Source organism: Legionella moravica DSM 19234 (genome assembly GCF_000423305.1).
Taxonomy (GTDB): domain Bacteria; phylum Pseudomonadota; class Gammaproteobacteria; order Legionellales; family Legionellaceae; genus Legionella; species Legionella moravica.
Map to the genome: position 1 here is coordinate 80,769 of NZ_AUHS01000015.1, position 19,366 is coordinate 100,134.

The following is a 19,366-nucleotide window of genomic DNA, read 5'->3' on the forward strand; positions in this document are numbered from 1 at the left end:
TATCGTAATGTTTGCATTTGGTATGAATATTGCATTTTAAGTATTCATGAGACAAGGAGTGTCACTATGATTGATCTGAATAACCTTATTCTTAATTCGTTTAAGTTTTCTGATGCTAATGGCTCTGGTCAGGAACAGATAGCATCAGCTGAATTGCCGGATACTAAAAGCGACCAAAATGATGATCTGCTCAACGATGCTGCAATTGAGCCTGGTGCCTTTGTATTGTTGTTCACCGAGCTGTTGTTAAATGATTCATTAAAAAAGGATGGCCTTTCAGAAGAAAGCGATTCTAAAAAAACAGATTTAATTAATGAGAAAGCGAATGAGGCTAAAGCAGATGCAGTAGATGCCGCCTCCACAAGTTCTAAGGATCAGGTTGTTATGACCGATATCAGTCAGATTCTTCCACAGGATGATCAATTGACTGAGACAGTCAAAATTTCGACTGCACCAACTGACCGACTGGATTCCAACATTGCTCTTACCTGGATAGACTCCGATCAGTTTGAGCCACCACTGCCTGCGACTTCGATGTCAGCGATGAACCTTGCTTCCGAGGCAGAAAACACCGAACAGCCTTTGGATGGTAAAAGCAATGGGCGTTTGGGATTGATGCACGTAAGTGATCACAATGTGCAGACTGATTTACTTTCTGATGAGAATAGTGACGCACAACTGACTGACCAGGATTCATCAAAAGATGGTAACGAGCGTTTGATTCATGACGTTAAAAATCTATCCATTGAGACACTAGTGAATAAATCAAGCAATGGAAAGCTCATTATGGATCAAACGATTCAACCAGAATATTCAGCATTGAATAACAATCCACAGATGACTTCACAATCTGAATTAATCAATAATCAATTCTCCAATTATTTGACAGATGCCAATAAAACAAAACATATTGACATATCATTGCCCTTAAGTGATGCTCAATGGGCAGATAAATTTTCAGATCATATTGTTTGGTTAGGGCAGCATGGTGTTAAAAGTGCCTTAATCAAATTAAATCCTGAAGATCTGGGACCATTGGAAATTAATATTAAAGTGGTTAAGGATTCTGCATCTGTAAACATCATCAGTCATAGCAGTCATGTACGAGATGTTGTGGATCAGTCCTTGCCTCGGTTAAGAGAGATGATGGCGAACCAAGGGCTGGATTTGGCTGAGGTCAATGTTGGTATGGATAGGAATTCGCATCAATCAGATCAAAATCCCAGTGGTTTTGTAAAAGAAGAAGCGATACAGGGGATTGAAGATGGGGCCTTAATCACCCCACTTAAAAAACAAGTACCCAAAGGATTAATTGACTATTTTGCATGATGCAAAAAGTTTATAAGATCGTGTTTATGTTGTTAAAGGGAGTTTACAACAATGCGCATTAATAAATTTCAAGATTGGTTGAATCGGAATGGTAATTTTCAGTTTCTGTCTAATCCGATTAGCTCGGAACAGATTGACACCGTGATAGCCGATAAATCAGTCCAAAAATCAATAGCCAGTTCTAAAAAAAATCAAGTGATCTACAGTTATATCGAAAATAAAATTGTAACTGACTATGCATCAGTGATTGATTTTAAGTTAAGGGAAGTATTTTACAAATTGAGTCTGGACGATTTCAGAGATCCAAGAGGGTTTGAATCCAAAAATAAATCCAGCTATAACCAATGTAATTATTTTGAACTAAGAAACGAATTGGAGTTTTTTCTTAAACAGGACATACTGCAACATCGTGCTCGACCCGATGCAAAATTGAATGCCTTCAGGAGATGGATAGAAGTTTCGGATGTCCTTTTAAGGCGTCATTGTTATGAGGGTTTTATGCTGGTTTTTACTAATTTGCAATTGATTGCAAGCCCTAATCTGGTTAGCAGTTTACCCCAAAGTGTTCAAAAAAATTATCATGAGTTATGCCAATTAAATTCACCCAATAAAAATCACTTTGCTTTAAGAGACTTTATCAAAACACATAGCAATGAAACTGATTTTTCTCCGTTAATATTTTCATATCATGCAATAGCGGTGATCAATGAGTCCATTGTTCACATCAGAGAGCAAGACCTTCTATTGAACAATAGAAAAAAAGAGGTACGTAAGGAAATTCACCGACTGCAAAATGAAATCGATCCAGATGATTTTAAGACCCTCGTTAAATTAGTTGGGAAGCATGAACATATTCCTAATGATTTGAATCTGGAGAATCGTTATTTAATCAGTTTGTTACGAGAAAACAAAAGAATACCAAAAAATTTGAGAAATAATCACAAAATTTTGTGTGAACAAATAGAGCAGCGCACTGAGTTATTAAATTCAATAACAAAAGAACAAAATTATAGAGTTAAATCTTTGCCTTCATATCTCGAGAACACGTATAATCGGATTCGTTTTCGTTTCAATAAACACAATCTTGAACGTACAATGGGTATCGTGCCCAGTGAGCCAGCACGATCTCAAGACATTGCTCCTTCCAGGTTATATTCTCATTCCTTATTACCATCGTTCTGGTATAGAAAAGGGAAGTCAGCAGAACAATACTGGAAAGAGACTTTAACACCAAGTTGTTTACCTTCCAGGTAACGCGTCTCGGCAGGCTGGGATCAATTGATGGACTGTTAGCAACGCCTTCTGCATTGAAGATTGAGGCCGGTCCATTTATCGATTAAGCAACTTTGATAGCAACTAAAGCCAATGTATTTCCACCTTGTCCAATAAGCACCTCGTATCGGCTGAACAGGTACTGCCTGGATTACTACAGGATTTCTGCTGTAACTATGATATCCAATAAAATACGCTAATTGAGTGCCTTGTAGTTTTGAAAAACTTAAGTCAGCATGTGCAATACTGCAATAAAATAATGACATAGAAAGAGTTAAAATAGCTGCTGCAATTGATCCAGAGAAGGATGCAAGCCTGATATGAGTATCCATTGCTTTCGCCTTTTCATTATTATTTTAGTAAAATTATAGACCACTTTAGTACACTTGGTTCATTAATTAAGCATTAATATAAGGCAGATGCAACTCCTGGAAAGTAATTTCTTATCGAACTCATGAGTATTTCTTTTTCGGGCTAAGGAGAGTAGCATAACTTCATTTGAAATTAAGGATGATCAGCATGCCAGGAAAAATCATTTTTATTACTGGATGTTCAAGTGGAATAGGGTATGAAACTGTATTTGCCCTTCAAAAAAGAGGGCATCGAGTGATTGCATCATGCCGTAAAAGTGAGGATGTGGCTCGACTGATTGAGGAGGGTGTCGAAGCTCTTCTTATGGATGTCAGTGAATCATCCTCAATCACAAATGCATTCTCCGAATTATTAAAACTTACTTCAGGACGGCTGGATGTATTAATCAATAACGCAGGCTATGGCCAGGCAGGCGCTCTTGAGGATATCAGTCGATCGGTCATTCGCCAACAGTTTGAGACGAATGTTTTTGGGTTGTTGGAACTTACCAATCTGGCAGTGCCGGTAATGAGAAAGCAGGGCAGCGGACGAATCATTAATGTAAGCTCAATACTGGGCATTATCAGCATGCCTATGCGTGGTGCTTATAATGCTTCGAAATATGCTGTTGAAGGGTTGAGTGATACGCTGCGATTGGAACTGAAATCCTCGGGCATCGACGTAATCTGTATTGAACCAGGACCCATCGACAGTCGATTCAGAGATAATGCAGTGGATAGAAGCTTGCAACATATTGATATAAATAATAGTTTCTTTAAAAATCAATATGAAGTGATGTTAACGAGTTACAAGCAAAATAAAGCCGACTCAATTTTTACCAAAAAACCAGATGCCGTCATTAAGAAACTGATTCATGCCATTGAAGCAAAGCATCCGAAACCTAAATATCCCGTTACTTTTCCTGCCTATTTATTTATTGTTTTGAAACGAATATTCAGTACACGGCTACTCGATAAAATAATACTTAAGCTATCAAAAAATGAATTATCCCATTAGAGCATGGTGACAATTATCCTGGCGAAATCCAGGTTTAATCATGGAGTATGCATCCCGAAGTCATGTGAACATAGAGTGACAGTTTTGTATTTAATAACACAGTCAAGCCTTAAAAAAACGTGTAGTTCAAATGGAAGTCAAATAAATTATTAATTAAACAAAAATTTTTATCAAAAAAAGAAGAAAATTATTGATTTGTTTGCTAATATCTTAGTGGGTCAAAATAAAAACCTTTAACTATCAAGGAAGTAATATTATGAAAAAATCAACAATGGCTGTAGCTGCACTGTTAACTGCTTTATCTTCAGCTCCTATGGTGTCTGTAGCATATGCTGATGATACATCTACTCCTGCTGCTGCTACTTGTACAGGCTGCAAAGGCTGTAAAGGTTGCAATGGTTGTAAAGGTTGCAAAGGCTGTAAAGGTTGCAACGGTTGCAAAGGTTGTGGCGGTTGCAGTGGTGACTAATAATTAGTTTGTTCCCATAAAGAGGTAGTTTTTACTACCTCTTTCTTTAATGTAGTAGTGAATATGACAACGGATTCTGATTTTGTATTACCCCAGTTAAGCAAATGGAGAAAGAACGTATTTTTGGGTTATGCAACCCAGGTTCTTGAAGCCCAACAGCAAATGATTACACCAAAAGGAAAAAATATCCTTCATTACACGCTCAGAAAGAAGCGCAAGCATGAGCGTATGAGTCATTACCCCAAGGGTGATCGAATTGATCATGCAACAGGTTCTCAATATTTTTATCATTGCCACAGAGAGAATTATGAAAGTACGGAACATGGGCATTTTCATTGTTTCATCCGATACAAACACATTCCTAAACGAATTAAGCCGGCAGCCTTGTCTGATTGGGACCGATATATAGATAATCCCATGACTCATCTGGTTGCAATAGGAATGAACCAGTTTGGATTACCGATACGGCTTTTCACAGTCAATCGATGGGTGACTTCTGAAATCTGGTATGATGCAGAACACATTTCGTATTTCCTGAAACGCTATAAAATGACCTTGGCTGATGATCCCTATTGGCAGGTTCTTGATAAATGGCTTGAAGGAATGCTGCACCTGTTTTCACCTCAGATTGAATGGCTGCATAAAGCACGTGACGCGCAGATAAAAAAACATTCAGACAAAAATCCTACGGGCAATCCTTATATGGATTATGATCTTGAAGAGTTGTCGGAAATACCCATTGATTTAAAAAAACAGATTGAATGGGTCATTAGTTGAGTGGGTAAAAAATAGTTCCAAAAAATCTTAAAATGGATTGCTTCAACCCCGGATAAACCGATACAATACGCTCAATTTCCGAGATCAATAGAACAGTATTGTTTTTCTGGGGGCAAATAAAGAGACTTTATCAGTTTGATTACCGGGGGAGCGATTAGTCAGACTAATCCTTCATAGGTTAATACTTTGTTGTCTAAGGAATTCATGCAAAAGCCTACTGAAACTCTTGATTTTTCCATCTTATCGCGCGATGACATTGCGCTAACTCTTCGTGACCACAACCTTAACCTTTCTGTTGATGAAGCCTTAACCATTCAGAATGAATTTCTTAAACGAGCACCCAGCTTGGCTGAATGTGTTTTATGGTCCATTCAGGGTTCTGAACATTGTTCCTATAAAAGCAGTCGAGTTCATTTAAAACAGTTTGTGACTGATGCTCCCAATGTAATCCTTGGTGCAAAGGAAGATGCCGGTATTGTATCTGTAGCTCGAGATAATCAAGGTCATCGTTATGGGATTATTATCAGTCATGAATCTCATAATCATCCTTCTCAGATTGTGCCCTATGAAGGCGCTGCCACTGGGGTTGGTGGCAATGTACGGGATGTCTGCTGTATGGGGGGCGAAGTTATCGCTGTAGCCGATAGCTTAAGGTTTGGTGACATCAATCGTTCTCATACACATTGGATTCAGGATGGTGTGGTGGCTGGCATTGCAGGCTACGGAAATCCATTAGGTATACCCAATATTGCTGGTGATGTGTATTACGATGCGGGATACAATGAGAATTGTCTTGTTACTGTAGTCACTTTGGGAGTAGTCAGAGAAGATCATATTATCCATTCCTATGCCCCAGAACATGCCGATGATTATGTTTTTATACTGGTGGGAAAACCTACTGATAATAGTGGATTTGGAGGAGCCAGTTTTGCTTCGACGACACTGGAGGAGGATTCTCGCGAGAAAAACAAGGGGGCAGTACAGGAACCGAATGCATTTTTGCAACGCCATATACTGAAAGCGAATTATGCTTTATTTGATCTATTGAGAGAAAAAAATCTCATTAATAAAGTTGGTTTTAAGGATTTAGGTGCTGGAGGTGTTGCTTGTGCCAGTATTGAACTGGCTGAAGCTGGTGGATCTTATGGTGCTGAAATTGATTTGGAAAAAGTGCCAACTGGCATGTCTGGATTGCCGCCCTCCGTTATTTTATGTTCTGAAACCCAAGAGCGTTTTATGTGGGTTGTTCCTCCAGAACTTGTTGATACGGTTTTGAATCATTACAACGAAATCTTTGCGCTACCCAAGGTTTCTAATGGTGCTTGTGCCGCAGTTGTTGGAAGAATCCGAACTGATGGTCTCTATGTTGTGAATTTTCATGGGAAGGAGTTAGTCCGGGCAAAAGTGCCTGATGTGACAAAAGGCATTGTATACAACAGACCTTTTGTTTCCAGAAAGCAGGAACATACCGAACCCGTTCTGCCTGAGCCCACGAATTTTAATCAGATTTTATTATCCTTATTGGCTCATGAAAATATCGCCTCAAGAGCACCTGTATTTGAAACTTATGACAAACAAGTGCAGGGTCGAACCTTTATTGAGGCAGGCTGGGCTGATGCCGGTGTTATGCAGCCTTTTAATGAAGAGAAATACCCTGAGGAAATTCGCAAAACAGGAATCGCTTTATCTTTGGATCATAATCCTCGTTATAATAAAATTGATGCTTATTGGGGTGCGGTAAACGCGGTAATTGAATCTGTGCGCAACATTACTGCGGTAGGTGCTGATCCGGTAGCACTCACCGATTGTTTATGCTTTGGCAATCCTGAAAAACCCGAACAGATGGGGGAGTTTGTTGATTCAGTACGTGGAATTGTGGATGCTTGTGCTGCCATTAAATTAAAAGAATATCCTGATTCCACTTTACCTGTTATTGCCGGAAATGTTTCCTTATACAATGAATCTTCTAAAGGATCGATACCACCTAGCCCGATGATCAGCTGTTTAGGTACCATGCCAGATGTGGATCATTCAATTACGTTTGATTTAAAAAAATCTAACAGCATGCTTCTTTTAGTTGGTGAACGCAAAGATGAGTGCGGTGGCAGTGTTTATTATCAATTGTTTGATCAACTGGGGACTAAAATCCCTCAACCTGATTTAAAGACCATTTCTGGTGAGATTCAGGCGGTCGCAAAAGCCATCCAGCAAGGCTTGGTTTTATCTGCTCATGACATTTCCGAAGGAGGCGTTGCCGTTGCTTTGGCGGAAATGAGCTTTAAGAATTTAATTGGGGTAGACGTAGTGATACCAGGCTCTTTGCCTGTTGAAAAACTATTATTTTCCGAGAGTGGGGGCTTTATTTTGGAAGTCGCTCCGGAGCACATTACACAAATCGATGCGATTTTAAATGCCTATTCTGTATCTTACTGGACTATAGGTCATTCCATGGAGAAACCTTACATCTGTATAAACTCAGAAATTAATCTGTCAGTGAATGAGGCTAAACACGCCTGGAAACATGGTCTTAGAGAGAGAGTACTGTAATGACTACTATCAATTATAAAACTGCCGGTGTGGATATTGAAGCGGGTAACGAAGCAGTTAGACGAATCAAGCGTAATGTAGAAAAGACTTTTTCCCCACAGGTGTTAACAGGTATAGGTAGTTTTGGAGCAATGTATGACTTAAAGCCTTTGATGGAGCATTATCAACATCCCATCATGGTCCAAAGCATTGATGGGGTTGGCACCAAAATGATAGTCGCACGAATGATGCAAAAATTTGATACCATTGGAATTGATTTGGTAAGTGCTACTACAAATGACATCATTGTCCTTGGTGCTAAACCTCTAACTCTTTTGGATTACATTGCGACAGATCATTTAAAGCCTGAAAATATTGAAGAAATTATTATTGGCATGACTAAAGCCTGCCTGGAAAATGGGATCGCTCTGGTTGGCGGCGAAACAGCAGAAATGCCTGATACCTATTTAAAGGGTGAACATGATTTGGTCGGCATCATTACCGGCGTTGTTGAAAAAGAAGAGGCTGTTCTCGGAACTGATATTGTTCCTGGTGATGTAGTAGTGGCTTTTTCTTCCAGTGGATTGCATACCAACGGCTACTCGTTGGCTAGGAAATTATTTTTTGACTTAGGTGGATATACCGTCGACTCAAAAATTCCTGAATTGGAGCAGACTGTAGGCGAAGCATTATTAGTCCCTCACATCAATTATACCAAGCCTGTCCTTCATATGCTGGATCAAAAAATTAGCATTAAAGGTATGGCTCATATCAGCGGTGGTGGTGTATTGGAGAATATTCCAAGGATCTTGCCTGCTCGCTGTGCGGTAGAAATTCAGAAAAATAAATGCCCGGTCTTACCCATTTTTAATGTATTAAAATCTTTAGGACAACTGGATGAACAGGAATTGTATCGAACCTTTAATATGGGGGTAGGTCTGGTGATGATAGTAGCCCAGGATGCATTGGATGAAATGCGTGCTGTATTAAAAACGTATCCTGATTTTCCACTGTTCGAGATAGGTAATGTGATATCCGGTACCTCTGGTGTGAGACTAATCTGATGAAGATAGCAATAGTTCAATTTCCTGGATCCAATTGCGAACGTGAAACCATGCTGGCTGTGAAGCGGGCAGGGATGATACCCATAGAATTTTTGTGGAATGAATCACCTGCGACATTACGAGAGATGGATGGATATGTGATAGTGGGGGGCTTTTCTTATGAAGATCGCTCTCGTGCTGGAATCATCGCTGCCCTGGATCCTGTAATGAAGGAAATTCGCATCCAGAGTGAATTGGGTAAACCGGTTTTGGGAATATGCAATGGCGCTCAAATTTTAGTCGAAACAGGCATGGTACCTGGATTAAAAAATAATCAGCCAGGAATGGCTCTTACTGAAAACCGGCGTATTCTTGATGGGAAGATATTGGGAACGGGTTTTTATAATGACTGGATACACATCCGCCCTTCCGCTCATTCACCCAATAATGCCTTTACACGTCATTTGACAGAACAGTCCATATTATCCGTACCCATAGCCCATGCTGAGGGTCGATTTGTCATTCCAGCGCCATTATTAAAGGAACTTGTTGATGAGGGACTGAATGTATTTCAGTATTGTGATGAGAAGGGCAACGTGATTGATAACTTTCCGATCAATCCAAATGGCTCGGTACTTAATACCGCGGCTGTGATGAATAAGTCCGGAAATGTGATGGCGATGATGCCTCATCCGGAACGGACATCAGCCGGAGATGCTATTTTTTTATCAATGAAAGACTACATTCTTGAGCATAAAGAATGGAGCTCCAGTGAGTTGTCTTATGTTCCTCAGCCAATAAAAGTAAGTCCATATCCCCAAAACAAGTCAGGATATGAATTGTTGGTACACTATATTATTACCGATAATCATGCATTAACGGTACAAAATACTTTAGAGCAATCGGGTTTGCCAGTACGGGTCAGCAGGATTGTTCATTGGCAAATTCAGTGCCAATCTTCAGAAGTAGTTGAACAAATCAAGCAAACGGGAGTCTTGTACAATACTCGTAAAGAATATTTGATTGAACCTCAACAGGTATCCAGGGCTTCAAGTTTTGCTCTATTAGTTCAACCTAAAGATGATGTAGTAGGACAGCAAAAAAAACAAATGCTTTTGGACCATTTTTCCCTTGATGGAGTTCAAGAGATACAGCACGGCATTCTGTGGATGTTTGAAACTGAGAACGACAAGATTGCCGACCTTAAGGAATTGATTTTCAATTCAAATATTATTTTTAATCCATGTGCCCATGACTGCTATGAATATAAAAACTCCTGATAAAAGTGCCATAATTGCTGCATTACCCTATTGTTTAACTGAAACGAATTTTAATTTTGGTACAAAATACCAGGGTAAAGTTCGTGATACTTACGACATTGGGGATAAATTGATTCTTGTGACTACTGATCGTCAAAGTGCTTTTGATCGCTTATTGGCCTCAGTCCCTTATAAAGGCCAGGTATTAAATTTAACCTCCGTTTGGTGGTTTAAAAATACTCAATCCATTGTTCCCAATCATTTAATCGCAGTACCCGACCCCAATGTGGTCATTGCTAAAAAATGTAAGGTTTTTCCCATTGAATTTGTAGTGAGAGGGTTTATCTCTGGCACAACAAGCACTTCTTTATGGACCCAATATCAAAAGGGAGTTCGTGAATATTGTGGTTTATCTTTTCCTGAAGGATTACAGAAAAATCAAAAACTACCTATGCCGATTCTTACCCCAACGACCAAAGAAACGGAGCATGATCGTCCAATAAGTCCCGCAGAGATCGTTTCGGAAGGTTGGATGACTCAAGAGGATTGGGATGAAGCCAGTTCTTATGCTCTGAAACTGTTCCTGCATGGAATGGAAGTCGCGGCTCAGCACGGTCTCATTTTGGTTGACACTAAATACGAATTTGGCCGTGATCAGGAAGGAAATATTGTTCTCGTCGACGAAATTCATACTCCTGATTCAAGTCGTTATTGGTTGTCTTCCAGCTATCGAGAGCGATTTGATGCAGGAAAGGAACCTGAAAATATAGATAAAGAATTTTTGCGCTTATGGTTTGTTGATCATTGTGATCCTTATAATGATAAAGAATTGCCCAAAGCTCCAGAGGAACTCATTGTTACTCTCGCTGAGCGGTACATTCAGCTTTATGAGATGATTACTCAGGAAGATTTTGTGTATGAACAAAATCCTGGACCGGTGCATCAGAGAATCATCAACAATATAGAACGATGGTTGGCTTAGTGTCCTTGACGTGAAGCGTTAATGCTCGGGCTGAATGTTTCTATCAGAAGGGAAAAGACTTATGTGTGGAATTGTTGGTATTTACAGTCATGAACCCGTTGCTGCTGAACTCTATGATAGCCTCATTCATCTCCAGCATAGAGGTCAGGATGCCTGTGGCATTCTGACCTGCGATGATCGATTTTACCCGAAGCATGGTTCAGGTTTGGTCAGAGAATCTATTGATTTAGAGGATCTTCACCGCTTGAAAGGTAATGTAGGTATTGCGCATGCCCGATACCCTACCGCCGGTGGTTACAGTGAAGCCGATATACAACCTCTATGGATAGGCAGCCCCAGAGGTATCGCTCTGGCTCATAATGGCAATCTGGTGAATTATCAAGAACTGGTCGATGATATTTGTGGCAAACAACATCGCCATTTAAATTCAAGTCTGGATTCAGAAGCATTATTATTACTTTTAGCTGACAATTTAGCAGTAGGTTCTTATTCCGATAATGATGAAGAGCAGTTTTTCAATTTATTGTGCCAAGCGGTAAATACTATTTATAAGCGAGTAGAGGGCTCTTATTCGGTAGTCAGCCTGGTCATAGGAAAAGGATTAGTTGCTTTCAGGGATCCTAATGGAATTCGTCCTTTGGTTTGGGGGGAGCGTGAACGGGAGGATGGTACTAAAGATTATATTTTTGCATCAGAAACCACTTCTTTTTATGCATTGGGCTTTGAACCTAAAGGTGATATCAAAGCGGGTGAAGTAGCTTATGTAAATAATCAGGGTCAAATGTATCGTCGGGTTCTGACTGATAAAAAATTCACTCCATGTATTTTTGAATACGTTTATTTTGCCAGACCTGATGCTACTCTTGATGACGTTAGTGTTTATAGGTCACGATTACGCATGGGACAAAATTTGGCAAAAAGATGGAAAGAGCACTATCCTGATACCATTCCTGATGTCGTAATACCCGCTCCCTCCACCGCAAATACTGCCGCTCTCGCATTTGCTAATGAGCTTGGAATTCGATATTCCGAAGGCTTGTATAAAAATCCCTTCATTGGCAGAACGTTTATTATGCCAAACCAGGAGTCACGCTCTCGACAGGTACGATATAAATTAACGCCGCAAAAAACGGAGATTAATAATAAGAAAGTTCTTATTGTGGATGACAGCATAGTACGAGGAACTACCTCTCGCGAAATTGTCAAAATGATCCGTGAGTTTGGGGCTTTGGAAATTTATTTTGTATCTACTTGCCCGCCAATAAAAAATCCATGTTTTTATGGTATAGACATTCCTTCACGAAAAAAATTGATTGCGGCTCATAAAAGTGAAGAAGAAATTAGAGCGTTTTTGGGGGTTGATAAACTCTTGTATCAGAGTCAGGACGATTTGGAAGAAGCGGTAACTCGTCGAGGCATGCATCATATGAGTCGCCCCTGTATGGCGTGTATGGACGGCAAGTACATTTGCGGGAATATCTCCGAAGATAAAATAAAACTCCTTGAAAAAAAGAGAATTAAAGAAAATGGCATTGAAACTGAAATAGGAGAAATATCGTAATGAATGTTCTTATTATTGGTTCTGGTGCACGCGAACATGCCATTGCAAAGGCGTTATATCGCTCGAAGCATAAACCTGCATTATTTTGTTGCGGTTCTTCAAATAATCCCGGGATACTAGAGCTCGCTCAGGGATTTTGGCTTGGTGATATTACTGATATGAAGCAAATTCATGAACAGGCGAAACACTGGCAGATTGATTGGGCGATTATTGGCCCCGAAGCACCGTTAGAACGCGGGCTAGCTGATATTTTATGGAATTCAGGTATTCCAGTCGTAGGACCAAAAAAAACATTGGCGCAGATAGAGACCAGTAAAGGTTTTGCCAGAGATTTAATGCAAAAATACCATATTTCGGGTTTACCCAGATATAAACTATTTTCAAATCCAGAGGGGATTTCTGAGTTTTTAGCTGAGTTAGGTGATAACCAATATGTAGTGAAAGCGAATGGCTTAATGGCAGGGAAGGGGGTTAAGGTCGCTGGGGACCATCTTCATTCATTTGCTGAAGCGCTTGATTTTTGCAGAGAAATTTTTGCTCAAGGCCAGTCCTTGGTGATAGAGGAAAAATTGATAGGGCAGGAATTTTCGTTCATGTGCTTTTCAGATGGCATTTCTTTAATATCCATGCCTCTAATCCAGGATAATAAACGGGCATTTGAAGGGGATAAAGGACCGAATACCGGGGGGATGGGAAGCTATACTGCCGCAGATCATCGTTTACCCTTTCTAAATCGTTCTGATGTCGAACACGCCTTTAAAATCAACCAAAGTGTTGTAAAGGCATTAATGGCTGAAACTAAAGAGCGCTATATTGGAATCATTTATGGGGGCTTTATTGCAACAGCTACAGGCGTTTCAGTTATAGAATTTAATGCCCGGTTTGGTGATCCTGAATCGCTTAATGTGTTGAGCATTTTGGAATCTGATTTTGTTGATTTGTGCACTGCCATGGTTAAGGGAACATTACACTCAGAACAGGTTCAGTTCTCTCCCCAGGCTACGGTATGCAAATATGCTGTACCTGAGGGTTACCCGGAGCATTCGCTTCGTGACGTTGAAATTGATATTTCAGCTGTTGTTAATGACCATTACTTGTTTTTAGCTGGAGTTCATGAAGAGAACGGGCTGCTCTACGCTACTGGTTCGCGAACTGCGGCTTATGTCGGAGTGTCTGATACTATTCCTGAAGCCGAGCGCATTGCTGAACAGGAGTTGTCGCAAGTAAAAGGACCGTTGTTTCATCGTAAGGACATTGGAACCAGTTCTTTAATTAATAAGCGCATCGAGGCCATGCGTAAGCTGCGTTCATTATGATTCGATTAGGAGTATTGGGTTCGACAAGGGGCACTAATCTATTACCCATCATTGATGCAATAAACCAATATAAACTGTCTGCGACTATTGAAGTGGTGATCAGTAATAAACCGAACGCTAGTATTCTTGAGCGTGCTGAAAACAAGGGTTTGCATAATGAGTATTTAAGCCCGGATGGATTGAACCGAGTGCAATACGACAGGCTCATTAGTGGTACATTGCTGCAGCACAAGGTAGACTTGGTCGTGTTAATCGGCTACATGCGTATTTTATCGGAAGAATTTGTAACGCTTTGGAAGAACAGAGTAATCAATGTTCATCCATCTCTATTGCCTGATTTTGCAGGAAAAATGGATTTGGAGGTACATCAAGCCGTCATTCAGGCAGGTGTCAGGGAAACAGGATGTACGATTCATTATGTAACCAGGGAAGTCGATGAAGGGCCTATTCTACTCCAAAAAAAATGTCCGGTATTTGAAAACGATACTCCGCATTCTTTGAAGGAGAGAGTGCAACATTTAGAGGGTATCGCTTTGGTAGAAGCCATCCAAATTTTTGCATCTCAATATGGGTAATAGATTGAGCATATGGAATCTCTGTTCATGAAAAAAAACCTTTAATGCCCTAGCAGGCGTACTCTCCTAATTACCCTTAAGTATTTCTTGACGAAATGCTAAATTGATAATTCCCAATGTTATCGAAATCTCGCTAAAAAGTCCTTCTCCCTCAGGGAGAAGGTGCCAACGGCGGATGAGGGGATCTTAAAACGATAAAATTATCTTTTAAAATACTTAGTCCAACCAAAAATGAATTCAATGTATGGGATTAACAGATAATGCAAAAAGCCTACGCAATAACAGCACCTGCATGAAAATTAATATATGGAACTCACCTGGATCACAACGATTTCAAGGAGTTAAATTCAGAAGATAATGCCCTATTTGTACCTATATTATAGATTTCGTTTGTATCGAAAAAAATTAGGGGCTGTTGACATTTCATTATGTTCAAGTCTACTTTCCGCGACTTGTTCGCGGAATCGATAGATCGTGCGCAAAACAAGAATATATTGTGCCTATAAAGAGTGAATTGGATCCCGCGAACAAGTCCTGAGAGATCCTCACAAAAATTAACCATAGTGAGGATTCTCATGGTGCGTGAGAAAACTACATTGATTATTCATCACTAATGTATTTTCAAATTCCTCTTGTGACCATCTCTCAGGAATAAGTCGCGGAAAGTGGGTTTGAATGGTTTTACGATCCCCTCATCCGCCTGTCGGCACCTTCTCCCGGAGGGAGAAGGCGATTCTGTTGAGATCTCGACAATATGTTAAATTGTACCGTTGGCATTGTAACAAGAATAACTGAAGGGCAAATTGCTATTTACTGCCTTCGTGCGGTTTAACGCCAATTTTATTTAAATAGAACTCCCATTAATAAGCAATTAAAGGACAGGACGTTGATTTAAGGCGTATGTCTCTCACTAAATCACGAAAAAAAATCTAACTTCAGTGCTTCAAACCTGAACGATACTCTTTTTTAACAAATAATCCTCGCGAAAGTGGAGAACCACACAAAAAAATATGTTATCGCGATCTCACTAAAATCGCCTTCTCCCTACGGGAGAAGGTGCCGACAGGCGGATGAGGGGATTAAACATCATTCATTCACTATTTTTCGATACCAACAAAATCTACACTGTAGTTACTAACAGGACATAGTCTTCTTAGCGAGATTTCGATAACATTGGGAATTAAAGATTTAACATTTCGTCAAGAAAAACTTAAGGCTAATTGAAAGGGCGGACAACCATTTTATTTAGGTAATACTGCATTAGGAAGTATCTTGAAGCAACAGCTGGTAGTAAAAAACGTACCAGCCGAAAATAAAATCAATGATAATTAGGGTGGGATACAATGAGCAACACTCTAATTTTTTATCCTTTCAGTTGAGAATGTTCCAACACGGATTTAGCTTGTTGTTCCAGATAATTTTTAATTGCAATCTGGTATTCAGGATATTTATTTCCAAGAAAACGCGCTGCAAGGAGTGCGGCATTAATTGCTCCAGCCTTTCCTACTGCAAGAGTACCAACCGGAATTCCAGCGGGCATTTGAACAATAGACAGCAACGCATCCATACCGTTAGTAAAGGTGGATGAGGGCATGGGCACCCCAAGAACAGGAAGTATGGTTTTTGCTGCAACAACACCGGGTAAATGGGCCGCTCCGCCTGCTGCCGCTATGAATACTTCAACGCCACGAGATTCTGCTGATTTGATGTAGTCAAACAGAGCATCAGGAGTTCTATGAGCAGACAAGGCACGTGCCTCGTGAGGAATATTTAATTGCTCTAACATTCGGCTGGTTTCTTCCATGATAGTCCAATCTGATTTGGAACCCATCAGGATGCTAACAAGAATAGGTGACATCATATTTCCCCTCAAAATGAATACACAATTTTACCTGAGATAGCACAGCAAACTCTAGTTAAAAAAAGAATATTTTTAATTATAAAAGTAACTCCCAGTGTACTTAAATGAGGTTGTTTCGCAATACTCTTAGTATATGCCTGTTTACTTACAAACAGGAATCTGTTGTTCTCACTTTTTCATTATCAAAGCTCATATCGTTTTTGTAACATCACAGATCCTGGCTAAAAGGCCTAAAGCATTGGATCCCGCGGTCAACGCCCTATCTCTTGTGCACAACTCACTGAAAAGCTATATTTGGTGCATCTTGAGCGAAAACCATTCTAAAAAATGCTCACATAGCCATCTATGCTGCGCTTTTTCAGAATAGTTTCCGCTCAACCTGCACGCAAATCTGACTTTTCTCCAAGATTCAATATGTGTGACCTAGAGTCAGGGTCAACGCCGTGGGAATTCGGTTGAGATGCGATCAGGTGCTAAATCCCACGCTGTGCGCAAGGGCACACAGGCCGTGAGTTTCAATTGGTAACATACTCCTCAAGGCATTCGCTAGCACTAAGAATATTGGGTAATAAACGTGTATTTGGGAGCTGGGCTTTGTTAAACGTTTGCTAGTTTTTTACGATGTTTCATGTTAATTATTAAGAAGATCAAGGATGATCTCGGTATTGAAGCCATCGATCTTCAATGTCAAACTAAGAATAGGAGTTGTTATGAGAGTACTCGTTTATTTGTTAACGTTTGTTCCGTTTCTGGTTTTTTCTGGCCCTTCCGATCTGAATAATTCATCAAAGCGTTTACCTAATGAGTCATACGTTCAGGCATTAAAAAGAGTTCTGGGTACAATGCCTGAAGCTCCTGATAAAGCAGTTACAGCCAGAGAAACGCCTATTGGAAAAAAAGTTCCCATTAAGCAGATTGATTTCAGTCTGGTTCCGACAGTAGTTGCTTATGATGAAATGATGACTTTATTTAAAATCATTCGTGATACACGCTTTCTTTTCACAAAAAACAATCCTGACTTTGAACGAAGAATCAGCTGGCTTTATCCTGATGATGGTTGCTTTGCACGAGCGGCGCTATCCATTATAAAACTTGAAAAGGAGCAATTAATTAAACCTGCCAAAATTTTTGCTTTTGGTGAGTTACTTCTTCAAACACAGTATTCTCCTAATGGCTACGTCAGTTGGTGGTATCATGTTTCAACAGCTGTAAATTACATGGGTTCAATTTATATACTGGATCCAGCGTTAAACCCTGAAAGACCACTCCTTGTCGATGAATGGTACAATAAAATGGGAAATGAGAATGAATTAAACGGAGTCATTTGCAATCCCTCTACTTATGGTCCTTTTGATAATTGTTATCAGATTAGTGGAACTAGCGAGGAACGCGCATTCCATGACCAGTCAGGATTTCTCGATCTGGAATGGGATAGAATCAACTCCCTTGGTTTCGATCCAAAAACTTTATTAGGAACTAATCCTCCCTGGATTGTGGATCAGTCACACTAATTGATGTATTGCTTTTATTGTTCATAATGCCTTCTACATTGGGGCACTGGTTTAACATACATGGAGGTACATCTGATTATGCGTTTATTCATTTTTATTAGTTTACTGTGCAGTGCTCAATTCGTGTGTGCAAAACCCTATTGGGATCCGAATAAAGTCCCCTCTGATAAGCGGTATATTCATTTGAGTCATCCTGAGCTTAATCTCTTTTCTTTGAAATCAGTATCTGGACAATCAGGAATTCCTGTATTGCGCATTCAGGTAGATTGGCTGGGAGAAGATGAACTCTATGCAGTCAGTGAATTAGTAATAGAGGCTTCAGGAACACCTGCGTTATTAGCTCGTAGCACCCATAAACCCAAGTGGGGCAGTTATTTGGGGGTTTTGAAAAACAGCACTACCGGAGAAGCATTACATTATGATTCTATTGGAACAGGTAAAGAATACAGAAAACTGGCCAGAGCCATCAATTTGCGTTTTCCCTTGCCAACTGAAACCATGATATTCGAATTGTATGCTGAGAACCCTAATTCAGGACGTATGGAAAAAGTAGTAGAAAAAAATATAAGTCCGGACGAATTCAAGAGTGCAGATAGGGTGTTTCAAGAGCTGGAGATCAAAGAGTTGGCTCGGGCAAAAAAGAATCCATCCTTAAGAGTTAATCTTTATGCGGAAGGGTATGGGCGTGATGAGAAATCCTTGTTCTGGCGACATTCTGTTAAAGCGGTTCAGGCTTTGTTGGATGCTCATTTTCCTGGTGTTGACTCTATGGATTTTTATGCAGTATATAATCCTTCTCAAGTTAAATTGGGTGCTGCAGAGGATCTGGGTACCCCTGTTCCAGAATTCAATTCGTTTTTAGGATTGTACTATCCGTATTGGGATAATTTTGGACGTTGGTATCATATTGTGTACCCAACACGGGAAAACAAATTTCGTGAGGGAATTGCCTCTGCTCCTTACGATTATCCTATAGTTCTTGTAAACAGCAGCCGCTATTGGGGAGTGGGGAATTATATGTCACATACGGCCGTGCCCGCGGGAAACTCCAAGTATTTTATTTATATTTTACTGCATGAATTTGGACATTTTTTTGGTCTTAATGAAGAGTATGAAGGGGGTGGCCGTACCGAGCTTGAGTTTGCGGAGGATATGGAAGAACCATGGTCACAAAATATTACTTTTTTAAAAGAACCCATTTTTTCGGTTTTGAAATGGAGTGAGTTTCTAAGCCCTCAAGTGGCCATTCCTACACCTTCCAGTGATTGGAACTCAAATCCTCCTGTCTATGGAGCTTATCAGGGAGGGTACGCGGATTCTCCTAGCTCAAAAGGGCTAAGTCATAAACCTGGAATGAATTGTGTTATGGAATCTCACGAATCGTTTTGCCATATCTGTACCAAGGGGATTCTGGATGTGATTCATTATGGTTTGGGTTTGGAGTAATTCGCTTTTTGAAGATATCGGAAGATGACATCTCCAAAATACGAGAACAGAACACAAAAATCATCTAATTC

Annotated in this window: 17 protein-coding genes; 15 read left to right on the forward strand and 2 right to left on the reverse strand. The window is 40.0% G+C overall.

The window, feature by feature from the left end; genetic code table 11:
* Nucleotides 1-66: 66 nt before the first annotated feature.
* Entirely contained in the window at nucleotides 67-1,329 is a 1,263-nt protein-coding gene (locus G543_RS18305; RefSeq protein WP_028383451.1) for a flagellar hook-length control protein FliK, read from the forward strand.
* Nucleotides 1,330-1,380: 51 nt separating this feature from the next.
* Nucleotides 1,381-2,583 carry a RasGEF domain-containing protein gene (locus G543_RS0104340; RefSeq protein WP_028383452.1) on the forward strand — a complete coding sequence of 401 codons (1,203 nt, stop codon included), beginning with the start codon at nucleotides 1,381-1,383 and terminating at the stop codon, nucleotides 2,581-2,583.
* Nucleotides 2,584-2,618: 35 nt separating this feature from the next.
* On the opposite strand, the gene G543_RS0104345 is transcribed toward G543_RS0104340, so the two are convergent.
* Nucleotides 2,619-2,933 (reverse strand): hypothetical protein, encoded by a 315-nt coding sequence (locus tag G543_RS0104345; protein ID WP_051190574.1) that lies wholly within the window; start codon nucleotides 2,931-2,933, stop codon nucleotides 2,619-2,621.
* 187 nt (nucleotides 2,934-3,120) lie between these two features.
* Between G543_RS0104345 and G543_RS0104350 the strand changes: the two genes are divergently transcribed.
* The 11 genes from G543_RS0104350 to G543_RS19535 all read left to right on the forward strand — a co-directional run bounded on the left by G543_RS0104350 (nucleotide 3,121) and on the right by G543_RS19535 (nucleotide 14,835).
* Complete coding sequence (locus G543_RS0104350; RefSeq protein ID WP_035921399.1) at nucleotides 3,121-3,969, forward strand: SDR family NAD(P)-dependent oxidoreductase; 849 nt, start codon at nucleotides 3,121-3,123, stop codon at nucleotides 3,967-3,969.
* Nucleotides 3,970-4,225: 256 nt separating this feature from the next.
* On the forward strand, nucleotides 4,226-4,438 hold the full coding sequence (locus G543_RS0104355; protein ID WP_028383455.1) for a hypothetical protein: 213 nt from the start codon (nucleotides 4,226-4,228) through the stop codon (nucleotides 4,436-4,438).
* Between the two features lie 63 nt (nucleotides 4,439-4,501).
* Entirely contained in the window at nucleotides 4,502-5,215 is a 714-nt protein-coding gene (locus G543_RS0104360; protein WP_028383456.1) for a DUF6969 family protein, read from the forward strand.
* A gap of 204 nt (nucleotides 5,216-5,419) precedes the next feature.
* The gene (gene purL / locus G543_RS0104365) at nucleotides 5,420-7,762 is read left to right on the forward strand and encodes a phosphoribosylformylglycinamidine synthase subunit PurL (protein WP_028383457.1); all 2,343 of its coding nucleotides are present in this window, start codon (nucleotides 5,420-5,422) and stop codon (nucleotides 7,760-7,762) included.
* Entirely contained in the window at nucleotides 7,762-8,805 is a 1,044-nt protein-coding gene (gene purM, locus G543_RS0104370) for a phosphoribosylformylglycinamidine cyclo-ligase (protein WP_028383458.1), read from the forward strand. The genes purL and purM overlap by 1 nt, the downstream gene beginning before the upstream one ends.
* Nucleotides 8,805-10,064: a phosphoribosylformylglycinamidine synthase I gene (gene purQ / locus G543_RS0104375; protein ID WP_028383459.1), complete on the forward strand. Its 1,260-nt coding sequence runs from the start codon at nucleotides 8,805-8,807 to the stop codon at nucleotides 10,062-10,064. The genes purM and purQ overlap by 1 nt, the downstream gene beginning before the upstream one ends.
* The gene (locus tag G543_RS0104380) at nucleotides 10,045-11,025 is read left to right on the forward strand and encodes a phosphoribosylaminoimidazolesuccinocarboxamide synthase (RefSeq protein WP_028383460.1); all 981 of its coding nucleotides are present in this window, start codon (nucleotides 10,045-10,047) and stop codon (nucleotides 11,023-11,025) included. The genes purQ and G543_RS0104380 overlap by 20 nt, the downstream gene beginning before the upstream one ends.
* 61 nt (nucleotides 11,026-11,086) lie before the next feature.
* The gene (gene purF / locus G543_RS0104385; RefSeq protein WP_028383461.1) at nucleotides 11,087-12,586 is read left to right on the forward strand and encodes an amidophosphoribosyltransferase; all 1,500 of its coding nucleotides are present in this window, start codon (nucleotides 11,087-11,089) and stop codon (nucleotides 12,584-12,586) included.
* Nucleotides 12,586-13,902: a phosphoribosylamine--glycine ligase gene (gene purD, locus G543_RS0104390; protein WP_028383462.1), complete on the forward strand. Its 1,317-nt coding sequence runs from the start codon at nucleotides 12,586-12,588 to the stop codon at nucleotides 13,900-13,902. Before purF ends, purD begins: the two co-directional genes overlap by 1 nt.
* Nucleotides 13,899-14,477, forward strand: coding sequence for a phosphoribosylglycinamide formyltransferase (purN, locus tag G543_RS0104395; protein WP_028383463.1), 579 nt, complete (start codon nucleotides 13,899-13,901; stop codon nucleotides 14,475-14,477). The genes purD and purN overlap by 4 nt, the downstream gene beginning before the upstream one ends.
* A gap of 244 nt (nucleotides 14,478-14,721) precedes the next feature.
* Nucleotides 14,722-14,835, forward strand: a complete 114-nt coding sequence (locus tag G543_RS19535) for a DUF559 domain-containing protein (RefSeq protein ID WP_115343509.1) — start codon at nucleotides 14,722-14,724, stop codon at nucleotides 14,833-14,835.
* 1,005 nt (nucleotides 14,836-15,840) lie between these two features.
* On the opposite strand, the gene purE is transcribed toward G543_RS19535, so the two are convergent.
* Nucleotides 15,841-16,335 (reverse strand): 5-(carboxyamino)imidazole ribonucleotide mutase, encoded by a 495-nt coding sequence (gene purE, locus G543_RS0104400; RefSeq protein ID WP_028383464.1) that lies wholly within the window; start codon nucleotides 16,333-16,335, stop codon nucleotides 15,841-15,843.
* Between the two features lie 713 nt (nucleotides 16,336-17,048).
* Here purE and G543_RS0104405 point away from each other — a divergent pair.
* Nucleotides 17,049-17,849, forward strand: coding sequence for a protein-glutamine glutaminase family protein (locus G543_RS0104405; protein WP_028383465.1), 801 nt, complete (start codon nucleotides 17,049-17,051; stop codon nucleotides 17,847-17,849).
* 78 nt (nucleotides 17,850-17,927) lie between these two features.
* The gene (locus tag G543_RS0104410) at nucleotides 17,928-19,295 is read left to right on the forward strand and encodes a M64 family metallopeptidase (RefSeq protein ID WP_051190575.1); all 1,368 of its coding nucleotides are present in this window, start codon (nucleotides 17,928-17,930) and stop codon (nucleotides 19,293-19,295) included.
* The last annotated feature ends 71 nt before the right edge of the window (nucleotides 19,296-19,366 follow it).